The sequence below is a fragment of the Pseudonocardia sp. MH-G8 genome (assembly GCF_002262885.1).
Classification (GTDB): Bacteria; Actinomycetota; Actinomycetes; order Mycobacteriales; family Pseudonocardiaceae; genus Pseudonocardia.
In genome coordinates this window covers 332,288-352,921 of sequence record NZ_NKYF01000005.1, presented here as the reverse complement: position 1 = coordinate 352,921, position 20,634 = coordinate 332,288, and the positions used below count along the sequence as shown (strand labels likewise).

The window sequence follows — 20,634 nt, the reverse complement described above, 5'->3', positions numbered from 1 at the left end:
GGGTTACGGCGTCGCCGCGAAGACGTCCCCGGTCGGAGAGGTGTTGCTGCGGCTCGCGATCCAGTCCACCACCGCGGCCACCGCGTCGGCCGTGGGCATGCCGTTGAGCTGGCTGCCGTCGCGGAACCGGAAGCTCACCGCGCCCGCCTCGGCGTCGCGTCCGCCCACCAGCACCATGAACGGCACCTTCTGCAGCGTGTGGGTGCGGATCTTCTTCTGCATGCGGTCGTCGCTCGCGTCCACCTCGACGCGCACGCCCTTGGCCCGCAGTTGCGCGGCGACGTCGGAGACGTAGGGCACCTGCTCGTCGGTGACCGGGATCGCGACGACCTGCACCGGCGCCAGCCACGCCGGGAACGCGCCCGCGTAGTGCTCGGTGAGCACCCCGAAGAACCGCTCGATGGAGCCGAACAGCGCGCGGTGGATCATGACCGGCTGCTGCCGGGAACCGTCGGCCGCGGTGTACTCCAGCCCGAAGAGGTCCGGCTCCATCAGGTCCACCTGGATGGTGGACAGCTGCCAGCTCCGCCCGATCGCGTCCTTGACCTGCACACTGATCTTCGGCGCGTAGAACGCGGCGCCACCGGGGTCGAGCACCAGGTCGAGACCGCTGGCCTCCGCGGCCTCGCGCAGCGCGTCGGTGGCCTTGTCCCAGTCCTCGTCGCTGCCGATCGACTTCTCGGGGTCGCGGGTGGACAGCTCCAGGTAGAAGTCGTCCATGCCGTAGTCGCTCAGCAGGTCGAGCACGAACTGCAGCAGCGAGCGGATCTCGCCCTGCATCTGCTCCTGCGTGCAGTAGATGTGGGCGTCGTCCTGGCTGAAGCCGCGTGCCCGGGTGAGCCCGTGCACCACGCCCGACTTCTCGTAGCGGTACACGCTGCCGAACTCGAACAGCCGCAGCGGCAGCTCCCGGTAGGACCGCCCGCGCGCACGGAAGATCAGGTTGTGCATGGGGCAGTTCATCGGCTTCAGGTAGTAGTCCTGCCCCTGCTTGCGCACGGTGCCGTCGGCGTTGCGCTCCTCGTCGAGGTGCATCGCCGGGTACATGCCCTCGCGGTACCAGGACAGGTGCCCGGAGGTCTCGAACAGCTGCGCCTTGGTGATGTGCGGGGTGTTGACGAACTCGTAGCCCGCCTCCTCGTGGCGCCGCCGCGAGTAGTCCTCCATCTCCTTGCGGATCACCCCACCCTTCGGGTGGAAGACCGGCAGGCCGGAGCCGATCTCGTCGGGGAACGAGAACAGGTCCAGCTCCGCCCCGAGGCGGCGGTGGTCGCGGCGCTCGGCCTCGGCGAGGCGCTCCAGGTGTGCGTCGAGGGCCTCCTGGCTCTCCCACGCGGTGCCGTAGATGCGCTGCAGCTGCGGGTTCTTCTCGTCCCCGCGCCAGTACGCCGCCGCGCTGCGCATCAGCTTCACGGCCGGGATGAACTTCGTGGTGGGCAGGTGCGGGCCCCGGCACAGGTCCGACCACACGGTCTCACCGGTGTGGGCGTGCACGTTGTCGTAGATCGTCAGTTCGCCGGAGGCATCGACCTCGACGACATCGTCCTCCGGCGCGCCCTTGAGGTCGATCAGCTCCAGCTTGTACGGCTCGTACGCGAGCTCCTTGCGGGCGTCCTCGCGGGAGTCGAAGCGACGGCGGGAGAACCGCTGCCCGGCCTTGATGATCTTCTTCATGGCCGACTCGAGCTTGCTCAGGTCGTCCGGGGTGAAGGGCTCCTCGACGTCGAAGTCGTAGTAGAAGCCATCGGTGATGGGCGGGCCGATGCCGAGCTTGGCGTCCGGGCGCAGCTGCTGCACGGCCTGCGCCAGCACGTGCGCGGCCGAGTGCCGGATGACGCTGCGACCGTCGTCGGTGTCGGCGCCGACCGGCTCGACCTCGACGTCGGAATCGGGCACCCACGCGAGATCGCGCAGCTGCCCGCCGGCGTCGCGGACGACCACCACGGCCGACGGTCCCGAGGTCGGCGATCCCGCCTCCCGCAGCGCGGTGCCGGCCGTCGTCCCGGCCGGCACCCGGACGGGGGCGGACGCGGGACGGGATGCGGGCGCGGACACGGGAGACCTCCACAGGATTTGCCCCGGGCGCGTACCGCCCGAGTTGCGTCGATGCTAGCCACCGCAGGCGAGCCGGTTTCGCGCAGCGCCCCTGTCCCGGTCGGTGCCGCCACCCCACCGTCAGCGCAGCCGGTGCAGCCCGTCGAGGATCCGGTGCATCGTGGCGGTGTCCGACGCCCACGCCTGCTGCAGCACCGGGGGCCCGGCGGGCGTCTCCGCGTGCGGGGCGGGAGGTGCGGGCACCAGGGGCCGGCGCCGCGGCAACCCCGCCACCGGTGGCAGTGCCAGCACCGCGAGCGCGCCCGTGCGGTGCACCGGCAGGCCGCCGTCCACCGCGGCGAGCGCGGGTTCCTGGTCGCGCCGGGCGACCGGGACCGGTGAGGGACGCGGCCGCGGCAGGGCGGGCGGTGCCGGTCCCCGGTCGGGGGCCGTCGGCTGCCCCGGCACGACGGGGCGCATCTGCGGCACCGTGGCCGTCGAGGCCGATACCGGCTGCGGTGGGGCCCCCGGAGCGACGGGGCCGGCGGGCGGTGGCCCGGGGCGCGCCGCAGGGGCCGGGCGGAGCGGGGCAGGGACCGACGCGAGCCCCACCGGGGCGTCCGGGCCGGGCCTGATCCGCGCGGGTGCCGCGCGGGCGTGCGGAAGCGGGTTCGGCGCCCCGAGGCCGGGCACGGCGCTGCGCTCACCGGTGTCCCCCGCCCTGCCCTCCGCCCTGACCGACGGGGCCGGGCCCGTGCCGGTCGGGGCGGGAGCCGGCGTGGCGGCCTGCGCGGCGCGGTGCAGCGCGGCCTCGGCGAGGGCTGCCCGCAGTACCGCCACGTCACCGCGCGCCGGGTCGAGCCGCGCGTGCAGCACGACCGCGCCGGCCCCGCACTCCCGCAGCACGTGGACCGTGCGCCCGAGGGTCAGCACGACGTCCTCCAGCCACTCGCCGTGCGCCCTGCCGGCGGCCAGGGCGGAGTGCGCGAGCTGCACCAGGGCGGCGACGTCGTCACCGCCGGCGAGCCCGGCCTCGGCGAGCACGGCACCGCCGCGGGTGTCGACGGCGCGGGCGGCTGAAGCGCCCGCGGCCCGCAGGAGGCCGGTGAGCCGGTCGGCGAGCGGGGGATCGGGGGCCACCGCCTCGGGTGGCAGCGGGTCGCGGGGAGCGGGGAGCATCGCGTCAGCCTCCCGCGTCGACGGGGAGCAGCGGCGCTCCACCCGCCCGGCGGGGGCGCCGTTGCGCCGATCGGTCGGGCGCGGCGCGCGCCACCGGACCGCGCGTGTCGGCCCGCCCGACCGTGGCATCCGCGACCACGCTCCGCAACGGGCCCGACGACCTGCTCTGATCCGCCGGTCCGGGAGCGAACGCCCTCCTTGTGGTGGTGACGGCGGCCACGCTGCTGCCGGGGATGCGGCCGGACGATGGACGCCAGATCACTGTGCGTCACGTTCTCGCCGAGAGAAGCCGGATCGAGATCACTTCGCGCCCGCCCTTCGGGTGATGTCGCTGCCCTCGGCACACCGCGCCCGCGGCGCCCCCCGTTGGTCCCCACGACTGCCCCGCTGCCGACGCGGGGACAACGGTGGCCAGGAGGTGGGACGCGTGGACGGATCCCGGCCCCGGAGATCCACACGGGTGGCCGGACCGGGCGAGCGCCGACCCGGGCTTCCCCTCCAGCGCTCCCGGCGCGACGAGAACCCGCGCGGGGTCGGCTGGTGGCAACCGCCGAAGGGCCAGGCCCCCCGCAAGCAGCCGCCGCGCGGTGCGGCGCCGGCCCCCGACGCCGCGGCACGCCACCGGGTGCCCGAGGCCACCGACGTCCTGCCGGTCGCGCTCGCGCCCGCCCGCCGGGGCCGACCCGGCCGCCGTCGCTCCCAGCACCAGCGGCCGCTCACCGCCGACGAGCAACGCGCCCGACGCCTGCGCCTGCTGCGGCGTGGCGCGCTCGGTGCGGCAGCGACCGTGGTGCTGGGCCCGCTGCTCGCCTTCGCCGTCGGCTACCTGGCGTTCTCCGTCCCGAGCACGGACGCCGCGGTCGACAACCAGGTGGCACTGGTCTCCTACGCCGACGGCAGCCAGCTCGCCCGGCTGGTGCCCGAGGAGGGCAACCGGATCAAGGTGCCCATCGAGCAGGTGCCGCTGCACGTGCGGCACGCCGTGCTCGCGGCCGAGGACCGCACGTTCTACTCCAACCCCGGCTTCGACCTCACCGGCATCATGCGGGCGGCCTGGAACCAGCTGCGCGGCGGCGAGGGCGGCGGGTCGACGATCACCCAGCAGTTCGTCAAGAAGGCGCTGGTGGGCGACGAGCAGACACTCTGGCGCAAGTACAAGGAGGTCATCCTCGCGGTCAAGATCTCCCAGGAGCGCTCGAAGGACGAGATCCTCGCCGACTACCTCAACACGATCTACCTCGGCCGGGGCGCCTACGGCATCCAGTCCGCCTCGAACGCCTACTTCCGCAAGGACGTCTCGGAGCTCTCCCCCACCGAGGGTGCGCTGCTGGCCGGGCTGATCCAGTCGCCGTCGCGGTGGGACCCCGCCGTGAGCCCCGAGCGCGCGGTCGAGCGGTGGTCGTTCGTCCTCGACGGGATGCTCGCCCAGGGCTGGATGACGCCCGCGGAGCGAGCCGGTGCGCAGTTCCCCCAGACGGCGGCGCGGCGCTCGCTCGCGGGTGGTGTGCCCACCGACAGCCGGGGCCACATCGTCACCGCCGTCACCGCCGAGCTGGAGGAGCTCGGGTTCACCGAGCAGAACATCGCGCAGGAGGGCCTGCGGATCACCACCACGGTGGACCCGCGCCGCCAGCAGCTGGCGGTGGACGCCGCGCACACCGCGCTCGACGGCCAGCCGGTCAACCTGCGCAGCGCGATGGTGGCGATCGACCCGGCGACCGGGGGTGTGCTCGCCTACTACGGCGGTGACAACGGGCTCGGCCTGGACTACGCGCAGGTGCGCAAGCTCGCCGGCTCGACGTTCAAGCCCTTCGTGGTGCTCGCTGGGCTGCTGCAGGACCCGCCGGTCGGGCTGGGCGAGGTCTTCGACGGCACGGAGCTGCCGGGGCTGCGCAACGCCGCGGGCGCCGACTGCCTCGAGTGCGACCTCAAGCAGGCCATGACGGTGTCGAACAACGTCGTGTTCCACACCCTCGCCCGCCAGGTCGGGCCGGATTCGGTGGCGGCCGCGGCCCACGCCGCCGGCATCACCGCGCCGCTCGAGGACCCCACCGCCGGCATCGCACTGGGCAACAAGGAGGTTTCGGCGCTGGAGCTGGCCTCGGCCTACGCCACGATCGCCGCGGGTGGCGTCTGGCGGCAGCCGCACCTCGTCGCGTCGGTGGTCACGACCGACAACCGGGTCCTCTACGACGCCGCGACCGAAGGCGAGCGCCGGTTCCCCGAGCGCGTGGCGCGCAACGTCACCGAGGCGATGCTGAACGTCGCGGAGAACGACGACCTGGCGCTACCCGGCGGGCGTCCGGTCGCCGCGAAGACCGGCACCGTCCAGTCGCGGTTCGAGGGGGAGAACAACGACGCGTGGATGTCCGGGTTCACCCCGGCGCTGGCGTCGACGGTGTGGATGGGCACCGACATGAACTCCCCGATCCGCACCGCCCGCGGCACGCCCATCCAGGGCAGCAGCCTGCCGGGCGACGTGTGGCACGAGTTCATGTCCGAGGCGCTGGAGGACGCGCCGATCGAGGAGTTCCCGCCGTTCCGCGCGATCGGCGATCCGCCGTCCCCGCTGGGCCCGAACGAGGAGCCGGAGCCTCCGCCGGTCAGCACACCTCCGACGCCTGCGCCGGGTTTCCCACCCCCCGGACCTCCGTCCGGCCCGGCCGCGCCGGGGGCAGGCGCGGTCGCCCCCACCGCGGAACCCCCGTTCGACGACGACGGCCCCCGCCTGTTCGAGGACCCCGACTCCGACGACGTGGACCGGGACGGTGCGGACCGGGGTACCGACGACGAGAACGAGCCCGAGGAGGACTGCTCGGTCACACCGTGCGGCTGACGGCGGCGCTACCGTGGTCGATGTGGCGCCCCGCGATGGCGAGCGGACGTTCGAGGTGGTGGCTTGGCTCTCCGAGCGCCACCTCGTGCTCTACGTGCCCGAGATCGAGGCGGCCACCACGGCCCCGGCCATGCCCCAGGCCGAGGATGCTGCGCGCGCGCTGATCGTGGAGCTCACGGGCCTCGACGCCACCGCCGTCCGGTGCGAGATCCGGATGGGCCGGGCACGCGGGTTCGGGGGCCCGCCCACGTCGGCCGTGTGACGCAGCGCCCGGAAACAGCAGTGGAGCTCATGGTGCGCCCGATAGGGTCGTCGCATGGGGCAGGTGGTGGCGGACGCGGCTCGCGAGGTCGCGGACCGGATGGCCGAGGCGGCCGCGGGGTGGCTGGAATCGCTGGACGCGCAGCAGCGGCCGGTGGCGCTCGGCGCCCCGCCCGGCGCCGGCGCGGGTGCCGAGGCCGAGCGGCGGCGCTGGTTCTACACCCCCACCGACCATGGCGGGCTCACGCTGCACCAGCAGCGCCCGGCGCAGCAGCGGCTGCTGATGCGCCTGGTCGCCACGGGCCTGTCCGAGGCCGCGTACACCACCGTGGCCACCGTGCTGGGTCTGGAGAACGTGCTCGACCGCGCAGAGGGGTTCACCGCGGGTTTCGGCCGTGAGCGGGGCCGCGATCCGGGCATGTACTACCTGCGGGTCTTCGGAGAGCCCGGCGGCGACGCGCCGTGGGGGTGGCGGTTCGGCGGGCACCACGTCTCGCTGAACAACCTGGTGGTCGACGGGCGGGTCGCGGCCACCACGCCCTGCTTCCTGGGCGCCAACCCGGCGTCGTCCCCGCTGCTGGGCGGGGCGGCGCTGCGCCCGCTGGCCGCGTCGGAGGATCTGGCCCGCGAGCTCGTCCGGTCCCTCGACCCGGAGCGCGCCGCACGGGCGCTGCTGCTGCCGCACGCGCCCGCGGACATCGTCACGGGCAACAGCTCCCGGCTCGACCACGCGGACCGACCCGTCGTGCGCGACGCGCTGTGGCGCCCCGGCCCGCACCTCCCGCACGACGCCACCGACCCGGTCACCGAGCTCCACGGCGACGACCAGCGCGCGATGGCCCTCACCGCCGCGCCGAAGGGCGTACCGGGCGGGGAGCTCGACGCCGGGCAGCGCGAGCTCCTGCGCGCGCTGCTCACCACCTACCTCGACCGCGCCCCCGAGGGCATCTCGCCGATGCCGCGCTACGACGACCCGGCGGCGCTGGACGCCGTGCACCTCGCGTGGGCCGGCTCCACGGCCCCCGGCGAACCGCACTACTACCGGCTGCAGGGGCCCCGGCTGCTCGTCGAGTGGGACAACACCCAGAACGCGGTGAACCACGCCCACGCCGTGTGGCGCGACCCGGAGGCCGACTTCGGCCACGACGTCCTCGCCGCGCACCGGGCCACCCACCACGCCTGAGGACCCGTCGCACACCGATTTGGTTGCTCCCACACCGACTGCAGTCGGTGCGCCGGCACCGAAGTCGGTGTGCCACGCGCGATGTCGGTGTGCGGCGTCCGATGTCGATGTGCCGCGGCTCCGGCGTCCGGGTCGCCGTTCGCACACCGATCGTGGTGCTCCCACACCGACTGCAGTCGGTGCGCGGCCGCCGAAGTCGGTGTGTCAGCGCGTCAGGTCGGGCGCAGCGACTCCAGCACCGCGGGCGGGACCACGAGGTCGGCGCGCCCGCGGGTGGCCTGCACGAGCGCTGCGTTCGGCTCGTCGACGGCCGCAACCCACGCCGCCGCCTCCTGCGGCTCCTTGCCGAACTCGACGTGCCGGGCCGTCAACCGCGCCAGCCGGACGTCCGGCGCCGGGTCGCAGAACCACACCTCGTCCAGCAGCGGACGCACCTCGTGCCAGCGGCCGTCGGTGAGGAGCAGGTAGTTGCCCTCGGTCAGCACGAGGCGCGCGGCGCGCGGCACCGCGATCGCGCCGGCGAGCGGCTGCTCCAGGTCCCGCTCGAACATCGGCGCGTACGCGATCTCTTCCGGTTCGGCCGCACGCAGCCGGCGCAGCAACGCGACGTAGCCGCCCACGTCGAAGGTGTCGGGCGCGCCCTTGGCGTGCCGCAGCCCGAGCCGGTCGAGCGCCACGTCGGCGAGGTGGAAGCCGTCCATCGGGACGTGCGCGACAGCGCCGTCGGGCAGCAGGGCACCCAACCGGGCCAGCAGGGTCGCGGCGAGCGTCGACTTGCCCGCGCCCGGGCTGCCGGTGATGCCCAGCACGGCCCGTCGCGGACCCGCGGCGAGGCCGGTGGCCCGCTGCACCAGCGAATCGAGATCCACGGGCGTGCAGCGTAGAGACCGCACGTGCCACCCTGGCCGGGTGGACCTGCCGCGCAGCGAGTACGTCCTGGGGCGAGCGCATCCCGCGCTCGCCGGCCACGTGCGGCGCTACCTCGGCTACCGCGAGTACAGCGCCACACCGGTGCGGCGACGGCAGGCACCGGTCGGCTCGTGCACGCTGATCCTCAACCTCGGCCCCCCGATCCGGCTGCACGGCCCGGCGGGCCCGTCGGTGCCCACGTCGTTCCTCGCCGGGATGCACGACGAGGTGGTGCACACCGAGTACACCGGCCACCAGTTCGGGGTGCAGGTCGACCTGAGCCCGCTCGGTGTGTTCGCGCTCCTGGGCCGGCCGATGCCGGAGCTGAGCAACGTGGCGCCCGCGCTCACCGAGCTCGATGCTCCGGAGCTCGCCGCGCTCCCGGCACGGATGGCCGACGCGCCGGACTGGCCACGCCGCTTCGCCCTGCTCGACGCGCTGCTGCTGCGCCGCCTCGAGACGCCCGCTGGCCGGCCCGATGCCGAGGTCGCCTGGGCGTGGCGCCGGCTCGTCCGGTCCCACGGCCGGGTCGGGGTGCAGGAGCTGGCCGAGGAGACCGGGTGGAGCCGCCGGCACCTGCTCACCCGCTTCCGCGGTCAGGTCGGCCTCGCGCCCAAGCCCACCGCACGGGTGCTGCGCTTCCAGCGGGCGGCCCGGCTGCTGGTGCCCACGGCCGTGTACGACGGCAGCACCACACCTGCGGTCCGATCGATCGCGGAGGTCGCCGCCGAGTGCGGCTACGCCGACCACGCCCACCTCGTCCGCGAGTTCCACGCCCTCGCCGGCTGCACCCCCAGCGAGTACCTCGCCGGGTGGAGCTGACCCGCGCGGACGAGGGACGTTCCCATTCGTACAAGCCGTGGTCCGGGCTCCGCTCCTACGGTCGCCGCATGAGCATCTACACCACCCTCCGCTATGACGACGCGCGCGCCGCCATGGCGTTCCTGACCGGGGTGCTCGGGTTCACCGAACAGCACGTGAGCACCGCCGACGACGGCAGCATCGCCCACGCGGAGCTGAGCTTCGGCGACGGCGTCGTCATGATCGGCTCGCGTCCTGCCACCCCGGATGCCTTCGACACGGGACGCGCCGTCGTCTACCTCGCCGTGGACGGGCCCGGCGCCGTCGACGCCCACCACGCGCGTGCCGTGGACGCCGGCGCGGAGGTCGTGCACGACCTGGTGGACCAGCCCTACGGCTCGCGGGAGTACGCGGTGCGCGACCCCGAGGGCAACGTGTGGTCGGTCGGCAGCTACCGGCCGCAGGTGAAGCCGTGACGGCGTCGGAGCAGGAGCGGGTGGCCGGGCTGGTGTTCGGGTTCTTCCCCGCCCAGGTCGTGCAGACCCTGGCCCGCCTCGGCGTACCCGACGCGCTCGGGGAGGGCGCGCTGGGCCTCGATGCGCTCGCCGCACGCACCGGGTCGCGGCCCGGGCCGCTCGCCCGGCTGCTTCGCGCGGCCATCGGGCTCGACCTCGTGACTCCGGCCGACGACGGGTACGCGCTGACCGACGGCGGGCAGCTGCTGCGGACCGGCACCCCGGGTTCGATGGGCAACCTCGCCCAACTGTTCTGCGGGGACGCGGTCTGGCGGGCCTGGGGCGAGCTGGAGTGGAGCGTCCGCACCGGGGAGCCGTCGTTCGAGAAGCTCACGGGTCACTCGTCGTTCGCCCACTTCGCCGCCGACCCGGCACTCAACGCGATCTTCACCGAGGCGATGGCCGAGGGCACGCGGCGGGCCGCGCCGGGGATCGTCGCCGCCTGCGACCTCACCGGGGTCGGCACGCTCGCCGACGTCGGAGGCGGCAACGGCACGCTCCTGGCCGCATTCCTCGACGCGCACCCCGAGCTGCACGGGATCCTGTTCGACACCCCCTCCGGGGCCACCGACCTGGTCGTCGACCAGCGCTGTGAGGTCGTGACCGGCGACTTCTTCGGCACCGTGCCCGCCGCGGACGCGTACGTCGTGAAGAGCGTGATCCACGACTGGGACGACGAGCGCAGCGTCGCGATCCTCGCCCGGATCCGGGAGGCGATGCCGCCGCACGGTGTGGTGCTCGTGGTGGAGCCCGTGTTCGTCGACGAGCCGGCGGCCCTCGCGGGGCAGCGGACGCTGCTCATGAGCGACCTGAACATGCTCACCTGCACCGGGGGGAAGGAGCGCACGGAGGAGGAGTTCACCGCCCTGCTCTCCGCGGCCGGGCTGCGCCTGGTCGGGGTGACGCCCGCGGCCGGGTCGGGCTACTCGGTGCTGCGGGCGGTCCCGGCATGACCACTCCCCTCGAGCGGCTGCGGGCGCTGTGCACCGCGTTGCCCGAGGTGACCGAGAAGATCAGCCACGGCGAGCCCACCTGGTTCGTCCGCAAGACCTTCGTGATGTTCGCCGACCACCACCACGACGACCGGCTCGCGTTCTGGTGCGCCGCCCCGCCCGGCGTGCAGGAGGAGCTGGTGGCGTCGGATCCGAGCCGGTTCTTCCGACCTCCCTACGTCGGTGGCCGCGGGTGGCTGGGCGTGTACCTCGACGTGCCCGCGCTCGACTGGACCGAGATCGCCGAGATCGTCACCGACGCCTACCGGGAGGTCGCACCCCGGAAGCTGACCGCCCGGCTGGACGGGGACGGCTGATCGCAGGCAGGCTCGCGCTCGTGCTCGAGATCAGGGCGGCCCGCGATCAGGACTGGCCGGACATCTTCCCGATCTTCTCGGCCGTCGTGGCGGCCGGGCGGACCTACGCCTACCCGGAAGGGCTGACGGCCGCGCAGGCTCGCCCGCTGTGGATGGAGGAACCGCCCGGGCGCACGGTCGTCGCCGTCGCGGACGGCACGCTCCTTGGCTCGGCGAAGATGGGACCCAACCGCCCCGGCCGGGGAGCCCACGTCGCCACGGCCAGCTTCATGGTCGACCCGCAACACCAGGGCCGCGGGGTCGGGCGCGCGCTCGGTGCGCACGTCGTGGAGTGGGCCCGCGCCGCCGGCTACCGGAGCATCCAGTTCAACGCGGTCGTCGAGACCAACACCGCCGCGGTCCACCTCTGGCGTCGCCTCGGCTTCGAGGTCCTCGCGACCGTGCCGGAGGCGTTCGACCACCCCGAGCACGGGCTCGTCGGCCTGCACGTGATGCACCGGTATGTCTGAGCTCCCGCTCGTCGGCGTGCCGGGTGGCCGCGTCGAGTACGAGGACGTTCCCGGCGACCCCGCCCGCGCCGCGCTGCTGTTCCTGCACGAGGGGCTCGGCTCCGTCCGGCTCTGGCGCGGGTTCCACCACCGGCTCGCCGCCGCCACCGGACGGCGCGCGGTGGCGTTCTCCCGCCTCGGGCACGGCGGTTCCGACGTCCCGCCCGGGAAGCGCACCCCGCGCTACATGCACGACGAGGCAGGCGAGGTCGTACCGGCGGTGCGCGCGGCGCTCGGGCTGGAGCACGTGGTGCTCGTCGGGCACAGCGACGGCGCGTCGATCGCGCTGCTGCACGCGGCCGCCTCGGCGGTGGACGGTCTCGTCGTGCTCGCGCCGCACGTGTTCGTGGAGGAGGCCGGGCTGCGCGGCATCGAGGAGGCCCGCCGCGCCTACACCCAGGGCGACCTGCGGGCCCGGATGGCGCGCCACCACCGCGATCCCGACGTCACCTTCTGGAACTGGAACGACGGCTGGCTCGACGACACCTTCCGGGAGTGGGACATCCGGTCCGAACTGAGGGGGATCAGCGCCCCGGTGCTGGGGGTGCAGGGCACGCAGGACCCGTACGGCACGGTGGTGCACGTCGAGGCCGTGCGGGACCGGGCGAGCGGCCCCGTCGCGCTGGAGGTGCTCGACTGCGGCCACGCCCCGCACCTGGAGCGCGCGGACCAGGTGGAGGCCGCGGTCGCGGCGTTCCTGCGCACCCTGGCCTAGCGACCACCCACGTTCACCGGTCGTGCCGCGGCCGGTCGGCGATCCGTCCCCCGTCAAGGGGTGCACGGCACGAACCAGGGGCGTGACCGGACACGGGTCAGCCCGGCGCCTGCGGCCGGCCGACGCTCCTCGCCGTGGCCTGCCGACGGTCCTCCCCGTGTACCTGCCTCGTAGCCCCGGTTGCGGTGGGCGCGCCGTTCCCGGCTCGACAGGTCCTGCCCCACCGCAATTCTGGGTCTCACGCGCAGTGGGTTCGGCGTCGAGCCCGACCTCCGCGCCGAAGGTGGCCGGGTTGGGTACGAGCAACGAATATCGTGGTCGGCCGGGCAGCCGTTCACGGCGCGGGCCCAGGCCCGTTCCGGGGACGGCTGCCCACCCAGCCCCGGTATCCGGCAGTTGTGCCGACCCGGCCACCCCGCCGACGGGCAGGAGCAGGGGAACCCGGCCGATTGCACGGAAGGTCCAGACCCGGTACGAGGCAGTGGCAGTGAGCCGGGAACGGCGCGCCCACAGGAGATTCCACGACGACGTAGACGTGAGAGGGGTTGGATCTTCCCCGATTCCCTCTCCCGTCTATCTGATCATGAACAGGGCGTTCCGCGGAACGCGGGGCGGCCATGATCAGCAGACGGTGTGGGGGCGACAGATCTGTCGCTGTCACACCACTCCTGCCGATCATGGCGCCAGCCGGCATGCGAGACGTACCTGAGTGCGGTCGCGAGGGCCCTGGCGTACGGCTCACGCCGCGCGGCAACCGGATCGGCGCCCTCCGCAGCCGGCGTCACCCCGTCGCCGTCCACCCCGCCCACCGGGTCGGGGTGATCACCAGCACCGCGCCGGCCGGCGGCGCCGCGGCGTAGGGCGGATACTTGGCCGCCAGGGCCACGAGCGCGCGGGCGCGCAGTTCGCCGTCCCGGTGCAGGGCCGCGGTGCCGTCCACGCGCACCCACCACAGCGCTGACCAGTCGTCGGCGTAGTGGTCGGCCACGAGCCCGACCCGCGGGTCGCCCTCGATGTCGGTGAGCCGGGCGAGGCGGGTCGTGGTCTTCGGCTTCACCTCGTCGATCGCCGAGCAGATCAGCCCGTCCACCAGGGCGAACGTGATCGGCACGAGGCGCGGGGTGCCGTCGGCGCGCAGCGTGGCGAGGCGGGCGACGGGGGCGGTGGCGAGCCGGGAGCGCCGGGCGGCGGGATCGAGGGCGGGCACGCCCCGCAGTCTCCTCCGGGGCCGGAGTTGCTGAGCCCCCTGCCAGCCGGACGTGGCTACGCTGCGGGTGCATGGCCCCTCCCCCCGCCGTGGCGATCGCCCCCGGCGTCTTCCGCATCCCCACCGTCGGTTCGGCGGCCACGAACTCCTTCGCCCTGCTCGACGACGACGGCTCCGTCACGCTCGTCGACACGGGACTGCGGAGCGCGCCGCCCAAGATCGTCGCGGGACTGGCGGCACTCGGGAAGCACCCGTCCGACGTGCAGCGGATCGTGCTCACCCACGCCCACCCCGACCACGCGGGCGGCGCGGCGGACCTGGCGGCCCGCACCGGGGCCCCGATCGCCGTGCACGAGGGCGACGCCGGGTTCGCCGAAGCGGGTACGTCGCCGCCGAACGACCCCTCGACCGCGACGGGGCGGCTCTTCGCACGGCTGCCCGGGGGCGGCTTCCCACCCGTGCCGGTGAGCGAGCAGCTCGCCGACGGGCAGGTGCTCGCTGTCGCGGGCGGGCTACGGGTGGTGGCGACCCCGGGCCACTCCCCCGGCCACGTCTCGCTGCTCCACGAGCGGTCCCGCACGCTGATCACCGGAGATGCCATCTTCAACGTGCTCGGTGTGCGCTACTCGCCCCGCATGCTGTGCTCGGACTTCCGGCTGTGCCGCCGCACCGCCCACGTCCTCGGAGAGCTGGAGTACGAGCAGGCCGGCTTCACCCACGGGCCCGAGATCATCGACGGCGCCCGGGCGGCCGTGCGACGCTTCCTCGCCAAGGCCGTCACCCGGCGCACCCCCGAGTAGCCCCGAGTAGCCCCGACGCGAGGAGATGCCATGACCGACGACCGGACCACGGTCCAGGACGTGGCCGAACGGTCGCGGTTCGAGATCCGGGTCGACGGCACGCGCGCCGGCCTGGCCGCGTACGCCGCCGAGGACGGGGCGATCCGCTTCACCCACACCGAGATCGACGACGCGTACGAGGGCAAGGGCCTGGGCGGCACCCTGGTGCGCGGGGCCCTCGACGCCGTGCGCGCCCGGCAGCTGGCGGTGCTGCCCGAGTGCCCCTTCGTCCGCAGGTGGATCGCGAGGCACCCCGACTACGTGGACCTGGTGCCCGAAGCCGAGCGTGCCCGCTTCGGCCTCTGACGCGACGGAACCCGGTCGCGACGGCACCGGCCCGCCGGGATGATCGCGGTGTGCCGGATCGGAGCAACACGCAGATCGAGCCGGCGGCCCCGGACTCCCCCGCCGCCGAGGCGATCCTGCGCGCCTACACGGCCGACATCGCCGGCCGGTACCACGGGCGGCCGGCGACGCAGGAGGAGATCGACGCCGCGCTGCGCGCCGCCCCCTCCGACGACCTCGCGCCGCCGAAGGGCATCTTCCTCGTGGCCCGCACCGGCGGGCGCATCATCGGGTGCGCCGGGCTGCGGGTCCTGCAGGGTGACGTCGGCGAGGTCAAGCGGGTCTTCGTCATACCTGCTGCGCGCGGCCGCGGGATCGGCACCGGCCTGCTGCGCGAGCTGGAACACCGCGCCGCGGGCTGCGGCCTCACCCGCCTGTAGCTCGACACCCGCCACGACCTCGTGGAGGCCCGCGCGCTGTACGCGGCGCTCGGGTACGAGGAGGTGGAGCCCTTCAACGCCGGCCCGTACGCCGAGCGCTGGTTCGCCAAGGCGCTCCCGGCCGGTCAGGAACCCGCCGGCGCCGCTGTGCCTTCGAGTAGCCCGCGGATGTAGCCGACCGCGTAGAGGCGTCCGAGCACCCCGTACCCGGCCTGGGCGCCGACCTCGCCGTGCAGCGTCGGGACGTGGTCCGAGCGCATCAGCCCGTCGAAACCGATGCCGCGGTAGGCCTCGATGCAGGCGCGCATGTCGGTCGGGCCCGCGTCGTGCCAGGTCTCGACGAAGGAGTCGACGGTGCCCTCCACGTCGCGGAAGTGCACGAAGTGGATCCGGCCGGACCCACCGATCTCGCGGATGGTGCCCGGCACGTCGTCGGTCATGAGCCGGAAGTTGCCCTGGCAGAACGTCACACCGTTCATCGGGCTGTCGGAGATCTCCAGCAGCCGGCGGAACCCGGTGACGCTGGACATGATCCGGCCGATGCCGCCCAGCGGGGAGATCGGCGGGTCGTCGGGGTGCATGGCCAGCCGCACGCCCGCCTCCTCCGCGACCGGCAGCACGCGCGCGAGGAAGTACTCGAGGTTCTCCCACAGCTGTTCCTCGGCGATGCCCCCGAGTGCCGGTGACGGCCCGGCCTCGAAGATCTTGCGATCGAAGCCGGTGACCGTGGAGCCTCCGCGCGCGGGGATCGCGGTGCTCGTGCGCACCCAGTTGCGGTCGGTCATCCACTCGTAGCACCAGACCGGGATCCCGAGCCTGCCCATGTTGCGCAGCAACGTGCAGACGTTCTCGATCTCCTCGTCGCGGCCCGGCAGCCCGCGCTTGGCGAGGTTGAACGGGGGCCGCCACTCGATGACCCCCAGGTCGAACCCGTTGCGCTCGTAGAGGTCCTTGGCGCGAACCATGGGCAACCAGTCCCACGGCGCGTCCTCGCCCGCCCGCGGGCGGGGATCGCCGGGCAGCGTGCCCACCGCGTCGGTCACCCCGGCCTGGCGCATGAGAGGCCAGAGGTTCCCGTCCGCCCGCTCGGCCGGCAGCATCTCGGCGATCCGCATCGGCCACCCCCTCGTTCCACTACTCGGAATTCGATCCCGTTCCATCGAACGTGGTGACCGTACGCCTACCGGGGCGTCGGGATCCACCGTCGATCCCGACGCGATCGAGGCGAGGGCGGCGGGAAAATCGTCCGTTGCAAGATCGGTCCGAGAAGCACGCCAGGGCGGTGCCGACCACCGCCACGTGCTGCTCGCCGCGATCAACGCCTTGTGATCATTGCGAGTCGCGCGTCACGGCTGCGCCGACCGCGGTCCTGTACTGCTCGCATCGATCAGAGGGGCCGGCGCCGGCGCGGAGCACGCGGCCCGTCGCGCCGAATCGTCGGAGCGCCTCCGTAGCCTGAACCCGTGCTCGCCGTCCACGCCCTCTGGTCCCCCGGCCGCGGGGTGCTGCTCTGGGCCGAGGACGGCGAGCGGCCCGCCACCTCGTCGGTGCGGTCCTTGCGCAGCGCGCGGCCGCACCCGTTCGCGGCGCCGGCCTCGGTGCTCACCGCGCTCCACCCGGGCAAGCCCACCTCGGCCACGCTGCTGCTGCCCTCCCGCCCCGGTGGCCCGCTCGCCTCGCCGGAGCTGGTCCGCAGCGGCCGGCGCGGTGGTTCGCCGCGGGGCGGCCCGGTGCTCCGCGCATGGACGGTGCCCGCGCTCGCCGTCGACGTCGCCGAGCTGGAAGACCTCGCCGACGAGGCCCGCTACGGCGCCTCGGTCGCGCACCTGCGCGCGGTCGCGGCCCTGGCGGCCGATCTGGCGTCCCGCGGTCGGGTACTGCCCACGATGGCGCGCGCCGGGTCGCGCGCGGTGGCCCGGTGGCGGCCGGTGGTGCAGGGTCTCGACGCCGTCACCCTCGACGCGCTGGTCGAGGCGCTCCCGCCGGTCGCGCGCGCCGAGGCGGCCGGGTCCGCACGCACGCGCCAGAGCGGCGCCGATCCCCACGAGCTGGTCGCCGACGCCCTCGCCGCCCTCACCGACACCGCCGTGCGCGACCGGCTGGCCCGCGCCCCGGAGCCGGTCGCGGTGCTGCCGCCGCGATCGGGCCGCGCGCCACGCCGGCTGCCGGCGGCCGAGGCGTGGCTGGCCGCCCTGCTCACCCCGGGTGGTCGCGTCGGGGGCGAGCAGGGGGTGCCCGCGGGCGAGCTCGCCGTTCTCGCCGACGCCGTCGCCGAGTGGGACGCGTTCGGTGCCGGCACCACCGGTGAGGGCCGGGCCTGCTTCCGCCTGTCGGAGATCAGCACGCTGCACGACCCGGCCGACCCCGGCGCCGACCCGATCGACCAGACCGGCGACGGCACCCGGTGGGTGTTGGAGTTCCTGCTGCAGTCCACGGCCGATCCGAGCCTGCTCGTCGGTGCCGAGCAGGTCTGGTCGGGCGGTGCCGAGCGCTTGTTCGTCGATCCGCAGGAGATGCTGCTCGCCGAACTGGGTCGCGCGGCGCGGGTGCACCCGGCGCTGGCCCGGGCGCTGCGGCAGGCCCGCCCCGAGCGGCTCGACCTCACCGTCGACGACGCCCACGAGTTCCTCACCACGCGCGCGCCGCTGCTCGTCGAGGCCGGGTTCGGCGTCCAGCTGCCCAGCGGCTGGGACGGCGCGCGCCGGGTCGGGCTCACCCTCAGCGCCCGCAGCACCCCGGCCGAGCGCGTGCTCACCCGCAGCGGGCTGGGCCGGGAGCAGCTGGCGGAGTTCCGGTGGTCGATCGCGGTCGGCGACGAGGAGCTGTCCGAGGAGGAGATCAGCGACCTCGTCGCCACCAAGGCGCCGCTCGTACGGCTGCGCGGGCGGTGGGTCAGCGTCGACGCCGAGCGCCTGCGCAAGGGGCTGGAGTTCCTGCGCAAGGCCCGCCGCCGCCGCGATGCCGGGGCCCCCACCGCGGCCGAGGTGCTCGCCCTCGCGCAGCGCCACCCGGACGACTGGGATGAGGACGAGGTCCCGCTCCCCGTCACCGCCGTCCGGTCCGAGGGCTGGATCGGCGCGCTCCTGGACGGCTCCGCGGAACGCACGATCGCGCCGGTCGCGCCCCCGCCGGGCTTCCGGGCGCAGCTGCGCCCCTACCAGCAGCGCGGCGTGTCGTGGCTGGCGTTCCTGTCCGAGCTGGGGCTCGGCGCCTGCCTGGCCGACGACATGGGTCTGGGCAAGACCGTGCAGATGCTGGCGCTGGAGGCCCACGAGCGCGCAGCACGCACGGATGCGGGGGAACGGCGCGGGCCCACCCTGCTCGTCTGCCCGATGTCGCTGGTCGGCACCTGGCAGCGGGAGGCGGCGCGGTTCACCCCCGACCTGCGGGTGCTCGCCCACCACGGGCCCGGCCGACGGCACGGCGAGGCGCTGGCCGCCGCGATCGCGGAGGCCGACCTCGTGGTCACCACCTACGCCACCGCGGCCCGCGACGGCGACGAGCTGGCGGCCGTCGCGTGGCGAAGGCTCGTGCTCGACGAGGCGCAGGCGATCAAGAACAGCAGGGCGTCGCACGCGCGGGCCGTGCGCCGCTTCGACGCCGAGCACCGCGTGGCGCTCACCGGCACCCCGGTGGAGAACCGGCTGTCGGAGCTGTGGTCGATCATGGATGTGCTCAACCCCGGGCTGCTCGGCACCGCCGAGAGCTTCCGCCACCGCTACGCCATCCCGGTGGAACGCCACGGCGACACCGAGGCGGCCGGGCTGCTGCGCCGCGTCACCCGCCCGTATCTGCTTCGCCGGCTGAAGACCGACCCCACGATCATCGACGACCTCCCCGACAAGATCGAGGTCACCCAGCACTACCGGCTCACGCGCGAGCAGGCCTCGCTCTACCGCACGGTCGTCGACGACATGCTGGAGAAGATCGAGGACACCGAGGGCATCGAGCGGCGGGGCAACGTCCTCGCGGCGATGGCCAAGCTCAAGCAGGTCTGCAACCACCCCGCCCAGCTGCTGCACGACGGCTCCCCCGTCGGCCGGCGCTCCGGGAAGATCATCCGTCTCGAGGAGATCCTCACCGAGATCCTCGACGAGGGCGACCGGGTGCTGTGCTTCACCCAGTTCACCGAGTTCGGCCACCTGCTGGTGCCGCACCTGTCCGCGCGTTTCGACACCGACGTCGCGTTCCTGCACGGCGGCACCCCGAAGAAGCGCCGCGACGAGATGGTCACCCGGTTCCAGGCCGGCGAGGGACCGCCGATCATGCTGCTCTCCCTCAAGGCGGGCGGCACCGGGCTCACCCTCACCGCCGCCAACCACGTCATCCACCTCGACCGCTGGTGGAACCCCGCGGTCGAGAACCAGGCCACGGACCGCGCGTTCCGCATCGGGCAGCGTCGCAACGTGCAGGTCCGCAAGTTCGTGTGCCCCGGCACCGTCGAGGAGCGGATCGACGAGCTGATCACCAAGAAGAAGGCCCTGTCGTCCATGGTCGTGGGCGACGGCGAGGGCTGGCTCACGGAGCTCTCCACCGAGTCGCTGCGGGAGCTGTTCACGCTCGGCGCCGACGCGCTCGAGGAGGCCGCCGCGGAAGACCTCGCGGAAGACCTCACGCAAGACGCTGCGGAGGTGGGCGGTGCCTGATCCCGATCCGTTCTGGTGGCGTGACGCCGAGCCGTCCCGGCCGCGCAAGGTCGAGGGCGGCATCCAGATCAACAGCAGCCGGGGCCCGGTGGCACGCACCTGGTGGTCGCAGCGCTTCCTCGGCGTGCTCGAGTCGCTGGGCATGGGCGGGCGCCTGTCCCGGGGCCGCAGCTACGCCCGGGCCGGGCAGATCGTCGCGCTCGACATCGACACCGGTGGGGCGCTCGCCACGGTGCAGGGCTCGCGCCCGAAGCCCTACCAGGTGCGGGTGGGTGTGCCCGCGTTCGGCAAGTCCGAGTGGGGAGAGGTCGCGCAGGCGCTGGCCGACGACGCGTCCTACGCCGCCCTCCTGCTCGCCGGGGAGATGCCGCGCGACATCGAGAAGGTCTTCGCGGCCGTCGGGCTGTCGCTGTTCCCCGCGGAGAGCCGCGACCTCGCGATGGATTGCAGCTGCCCGGACTACGCGGTGCCGTGCAAGCACCTCGCCGCGGTGTTCTACGTGCTCGCCGAGCGGTTCGACACCGACCCGTTCCAGATCCTCGCGCTGCGCGGGCGCGACCGGGAGGCGCTGCTGGCGGAGGTGCGCGCCCGCCGCGCCGCGCTCCAGGACGAGGCGCCGGTGTCCGGCGCGGCGCTCGCCGACGTCATGGACCGGTACTGGAGCGCGGGCGGCGCGCTCGACGAGCAGCTCACCGGCCCGCGCACCCCGCCCGACACCCTGCTCGACCAGGTGCCCCCGTTCCCGATCGACGTACGCGGCGCGCAGGTGGTCGAGCTGCTGCGCCCGGCCTACCGCGCCCTCGCGGCCGAGGAGCAGTAGGGCTCCCTGCCGGTGTAGTCGCCCCGGGCGCAGATCCGCCCGTGCGTGTGCAGCCGGCGTGGACGCGTCGAGGCGGCACCGGGCTCTCGCGGGGCCCGTCTCCCGGC

At 74.3% G+C, this 20,634-nt stretch carries 19 protein-coding genes; 14 read left to right on the top strand and 5 right to left on the bottom strand.

Going from position 1 to position 20,634, the window contains the following annotated elements; translation table 11 throughout:
- Positions 1-3: 3 nt before the first annotated feature.
- Together thrS and CFP66_RS15740 are read right to left on the bottom strand one after the other, a co-directional pair.
- Complete coding sequence (gene thrS, locus CFP66_RS15745) at positions 4-2,055, bottom strand: threonine--tRNA ligase (RefSeq protein ID WP_094924583.1); 2,052 nt, start codon at positions 2,053-2,055, stop codon at positions 4-6.
- Positions 2,056-2,175: 120 nt separating this feature from the next.
- Complete coding sequence (locus CFP66_RS15740) at positions 2,176-3,213, bottom strand: hypothetical protein (RefSeq protein WP_143517271.1); 1,038 nt, start codon at positions 3,211-3,213, stop codon at positions 2,176-2,178.
- 427 nt (positions 3,214-3,640) lie between these two features.
- Here CFP66_RS15740 and CFP66_RS15735 point away from each other — a divergent pair, with 427 nt between their 5' ends.
- The 3 genes from CFP66_RS15735 to CFP66_RS15725 are packed head-to-tail and all read left to right on the top strand — an operon-like array spanning position 3,641 to position 7,493.
- Positions 3,641-6,049 carry a transglycosylase domain-containing protein gene (locus CFP66_RS15735; RefSeq protein WP_158228113.1) on the top strand — a complete coding sequence of 803 codons (2,409 nt, stop codon included), beginning with the start codon at positions 3,641-3,643 and terminating at the stop codon, positions 6,047-6,049.
- A gap of 22 nt (positions 6,050-6,071) precedes the next feature.
- A complete protein-coding gene (locus CFP66_RS15730; RefSeq protein WP_094924580.1) occupies positions 6,072-6,311 on the top strand; it encodes a hypothetical protein in 240 nt (79 codons plus the stop codon).
- A 54-nt stretch (positions 6,312-6,365) separates the two neighbouring features.
- Positions 6,366-7,493 carry a DUF3500 domain-containing protein gene (locus CFP66_RS15725; RefSeq protein ID WP_198961465.1) on the top strand — a complete coding sequence of 376 codons (1,128 nt, stop codon included), beginning with the start codon at positions 6,366-6,368 and terminating at the stop codon, positions 7,491-7,493.
- A gap of 212 nt (positions 7,494-7,705) precedes the next feature.
- Here the strand turns inward: CFP66_RS15725 and CFP66_RS15720 are convergent, their stop codons facing one another.
- Positions 7,706-8,362 (bottom strand): nucleoside/nucleotide kinase family protein, encoded by a 657-nt coding sequence (locus tag CFP66_RS15720; RefSeq protein WP_094924579.1) that lies wholly within the window; start codon positions 8,360-8,362, stop codon positions 7,706-7,708.
- A 40-nt stretch (positions 8,363-8,402) separates the two neighbouring features.
- Here CFP66_RS15720 and CFP66_RS15715 point away from each other — a divergent pair, with 40 nt between their 5' ends.
- The 6 genes from CFP66_RS15715 to CFP66_RS15690 all read left to right on the top strand — a co-directional run bounded on the left by CFP66_RS15715 (position 8,403) and on the right by CFP66_RS15690 (position 12,290).
- The gene (locus CFP66_RS15715; RefSeq protein WP_158228112.1) at positions 8,403-9,224 is read left to right on the top strand and encodes an AraC family transcriptional regulator; all 822 of its coding nucleotides are present in this window, start codon (positions 8,403-8,405) and stop codon (positions 9,222-9,224) included.
- Positions 9,225-9,292: 68 nt separating this feature from the next.
- Positions 9,293-9,679 carry a VOC family protein gene (locus CFP66_RS15710; protein ID WP_094924813.1) on the top strand — a complete coding sequence of 129 codons (387 nt, stop codon included), beginning with the start codon at positions 9,293-9,295 and terminating at the stop codon, positions 9,677-9,679.
- Positions 9,676-10,671, top strand: coding sequence for a methyltransferase (locus tag CFP66_RS15705; RefSeq protein ID WP_094924577.1), 996 nt, complete (start codon positions 9,676-9,678; stop codon positions 10,669-10,671). The genes CFP66_RS15710 and CFP66_RS15705 overlap by 4 nt, the downstream gene beginning before the upstream one ends.
- The gene (locus tag CFP66_RS15700; protein WP_094924576.1) at positions 10,668-11,027 is read left to right on the top strand and encodes an MmcQ/YjbR family DNA-binding protein; all 360 of its coding nucleotides are present in this window, start codon (positions 10,668-10,670) and stop codon (positions 11,025-11,027) included. Before CFP66_RS15705 ends, CFP66_RS15700 begins: the two co-directional genes overlap by 4 nt.
- Before the next feature lie 20 nt (positions 11,028-11,047).
- Positions 11,048-11,536 carry a GNAT family N-acetyltransferase gene (locus tag CFP66_RS15695; protein ID WP_094924575.1) on the top strand — a complete coding sequence of 163 codons (489 nt, stop codon included), beginning with the start codon at positions 11,048-11,050 and terminating at the stop codon, positions 11,534-11,536.
- Positions 11,529-12,290 (top strand): alpha/beta fold hydrolase, encoded by a 762-nt coding sequence (locus CFP66_RS15690; protein ID WP_094924574.1) that lies wholly within the window; start codon positions 11,529-11,531, stop codon positions 12,288-12,290. Before CFP66_RS15695 ends, CFP66_RS15690 begins: the two co-directional genes overlap by 8 nt.
- Positions 12,291-13,071: 781 nt before the next feature.
- Here the strand turns inward: CFP66_RS15690 and CFP66_RS15685 are convergent.
- Positions 13,072-13,497, bottom strand: coding sequence for a TIGR03668 family PPOX class F420-dependent oxidoreductase (locus CFP66_RS15685; RefSeq protein WP_094924573.1), 426 nt, complete (start codon positions 13,495-13,497; stop codon positions 13,072-13,074).
- Positions 13,498-13,568: 71 nt separating this feature from the next.
- On the opposite strand from CFP66_RS15685, the gene CFP66_RS15680 reads away from it, so the two are divergent.
- The 3 genes from CFP66_RS15680 to CFP66_RS15670 are packed head-to-tail and all read left to right on the top strand — an operon-like array spanning position 13,569 to position 15,061.
- Complete coding sequence (locus CFP66_RS15680; protein WP_094924572.1) at positions 13,569-14,297, top strand: MBL fold metallo-hydrolase; 729 nt, start codon at positions 13,569-13,571, stop codon at positions 14,295-14,297.
- Between the two features lie 30 nt (positions 14,298-14,327).
- On the top strand, positions 14,328-14,642 hold the full coding sequence (locus CFP66_RS15675; protein WP_094924571.1) for a GNAT family N-acetyltransferase: 315 nt from the start codon (positions 14,328-14,330) through the stop codon (positions 14,640-14,642).
- A 50-nt stretch (positions 14,643-14,692) separates the two neighbouring features.
- On the top strand, positions 14,693-15,061 hold the full coding sequence (locus CFP66_RS15670) for a GNAT family N-acetyltransferase (protein ID WP_369805062.1): 369 nt from the start codon (positions 14,693-14,695) through the stop codon (positions 15,059-15,061).
- Positions 15,062-15,186: 125 nt separating this feature from the next.
- On the opposite strand, the gene CFP66_RS15665 is transcribed toward CFP66_RS15670, so the two are convergent.
- Entirely contained in the window at positions 15,187-16,176 is a 990-nt protein-coding gene (locus CFP66_RS15665) for a mannonate dehydratase (protein ID WP_094924570.1), read from the bottom strand.
- Positions 16,177-16,524: 348 nt separating this feature from the next.
- On the opposite strand from CFP66_RS15665, the gene CFP66_RS15660 reads away from it, so the two are divergent.
- A complete protein-coding gene (locus tag CFP66_RS15660) occupies positions 16,525-19,707 on the top strand; it encodes a DEAD/DEAH box helicase (protein ID WP_094924568.1) in 3,183 nt (1,060 codons plus the stop codon).
- Entirely contained in the window at positions 19,700-20,527 is an 828-nt protein-coding gene (locus CFP66_RS15655) for an SWIM zinc finger family protein (RefSeq protein ID WP_094924566.1), read from the top strand. Before CFP66_RS15660 ends, CFP66_RS15655 begins: the two co-directional genes overlap by 8 nt.
- The last annotated feature ends 107 nt before the right edge of the window (positions 20,528-20,634 follow it).